This window comes from Romboutsia sp. (assembly GCF_035470145.1).
Lineage (GTDB): Bacteria > Bacillota > Clostridia > Peptostreptococcales > Peptostreptococcaceae > Romboutsia_D.
The window spans coordinates 1-2,364 of record NZ_DATIRC010000230.1; the positions used below are offsets into that span (position 1 = coordinate 1).

Annotated in this window: 2 protein-coding genes; both read left to right on the forward strand. The window is 32.1% G+C overall.

Translation table 11 applies throughout. The annotated features are described in order from the left end of the window. Positions 1–1,524: tape measure protein (locus tag VLM92_RS09875; RefSeq protein WP_325276178.1), on the forward strand; the 1,524-nt coding region annotated here is incomplete at its 5' end. A gap of 3 nt (positions 1,525–1,527) precedes the next feature. Beyond that, positions 1,528–2,337, forward strand: a complete 810-nt coding sequence (locus VLM92_RS09880) for a phage distal tail protein (protein ID WP_325276179.1) — start codon at positions 1,528–1,530, stop codon at positions 2,335–2,337. Positions 2,338–2,364: the final 27 nt, after the last annotated feature.

A 2,364-nucleotide genomic window follows, 5' to 3' on the forward strand; every position in this document is an offset into this window, starting at 1 on the left:
ATGGGTGGTGGTACTGAGGAATTAAATGGTGTTGCTACTGCTTTGAGTCAAATGTCAATGAAGGGTAAAATTTCAGCAGAAGAAATGCAACAATTAGCCGAAAGAGGTATACCTGCTTACAAATTATTAGCCGAATCAATGGGCGTTAGTGAAGCCACATTAATGGACATGATGAAAGATGGAGAAGTAATGTCAAAAGAAGCATTGCCTTTACTTATCGGACAAATGGACAAAGCTTTCGGTGGATCAATGAAAAAAAATGTAGGTAGTTTCAACGCTAATGTATCAACATTAAAAGATACATTTAGGGGTGTCATGGGACAACTTTCTAAGCCTTTGTTTGATAAGTTGAATCAAGGAATGAATAATATAATACCTATGCTTATGAAATTTAAAGATGCACTTAGTGGCGAAGGTGGCTTTATGGGTGCAATTAAAAAGTTTGCTCCTGGTATAATGCCTTTTGTCCAATTAGCAATAAGCATATTCAAGTCAATGGGCGATACGGTAGGTGTAATAATCAAATCAATGTCTAGCTTTTGGAATGAACACAAAGGCTGGCTAATGCCTGTTATAACTTTCTTATTTACTTTTATATCTTCAATAGTAACTAACACAATAACTGCAATAGGTGCAATAGTTCAAAGTGGTTTAGCAGTAGTTGATGGAATAATAAACTTTTTCCAAAATCTTTTCAAGGGTAATTTTAGTGGTTGTTGGGAAAGCATAAAGCAAATCTTTTTCGGTGCTTTAGAATTTGTATGGAACTTAATGCAAGTTCAATTTGCTTTAAATATTCCTGCTATGATAAAGGGATTCGGCAAAGGTGCAATAGGCATATTTAAAGGTATGTGGTCTTCTGTTAAAGGATTCTTTGGCGGTGGCATAAAAGCTTGTTTAGGGTTTGTTAAAAATCTTTTAAGTGGGGCAAAGTCTAACTTTGGTACTCTTAAAGCATTTGGTGCTAATAGTTTTCAAGCCTTATGGTCTATTGCTAAAAGCATGATGTCTAATTTGTTAAAATCTGTTACTAGTAGTATCTCAAAAGTGCCTACTACGATTAAAAACTTTATGACTAGGGCAGTGGGTGTTATAAAAGGAATTAATCTATTTAGTATAGGTAAAGACATGATACAAGGTTTAATAAATGGTATTAAAAACGCAGGAGCTAATATTGCAGGTGCTATAGGTAATGTTGTTAATAGTGCAGTTGAATCTACTAAAAAGAAATTAAAAATAAAATCTCCTTCTAGGGTGTTCATGGAAATTGGTAAATTTACAGGTGAAGGACTTGCAATAGGTATTGAGAACGAAAAAGATAGAGTTTCAAAGGCTTCTATCGGATTATCTAAAAGTGTAATAGGTGGCTACAGTGCTAAATTAAAAGGTTTAAGTGGTAGCTTTAAAGCTGATACTGCAAGCAATAATAAAAATGTAAATATAAATGTGCAAAATATGAATGTAGTTGATAAAGGTGATAAGAACAGAACATTGTCTCAGCTTAGCTTCTTAGCTACAGTCTAGGGGGTGACTAAAATCAGATTAAAATGTAATCAAATAAGTTTAAATGGAACTGATTTAAAAAATGATACTTACAACTTTGCATTAGAAGGGTTGTTTGACCATGAAAAAAGTCACTTCGATAGCGAATTATACAGTGACGGAAGCTTTATTCCTTATACTAAAATAAACGCTAAACAAATGGTTTTAAATGGATATATTAAAAGTTCTAATCCTAGTGATCATATATCTATAAATAAAATTCTTTCTAATAGAAATTTACAAGAATTGATAGTTGACGTAGAAGGATTTAGAAAAGTAATGTTAAATGTAAAAGTTACAAACAGGTTAACTGGTGATGATTATTTAGGCAAAATTAGTTGTCAGTTGATAGCTGCTGATCCGTATTTGTATGAAGCTGAAAAACAAGTCTTAAGTATAAACGAAATCAAAGGTACTTCTGTTAAATTCCCTCTAAGATTTCCTATTAGGTTTGAAAGTGGGGAAAACTTTGAAAAATATGTTGATAATGTAGGTACTGAAATATCTTATCCTGTTATAACTATAGCTGGACCATGTAGCGATTTTATAATAAAAAATGAAACTACAAATGAAAAGCTTGACTTTGCAGGACTTGAATTATTAGATGGAGATTCTTTAGTTATAGACAATAGGCCTAAATCAAGAGGGATTTATTTAAATGGTGCTAATAGAATTGATTTGAAGCTTGGAAATTGGATAAGTTGCAATATAGGACAAAATTATTTTACGTTCTCGAGAGTTTCAAATTCTTCAAATAATCTATGCACTATTGAGTTTCAAAGTAGGTGGTTGTAATGTATTGTATCAAAGTATTTGATAATA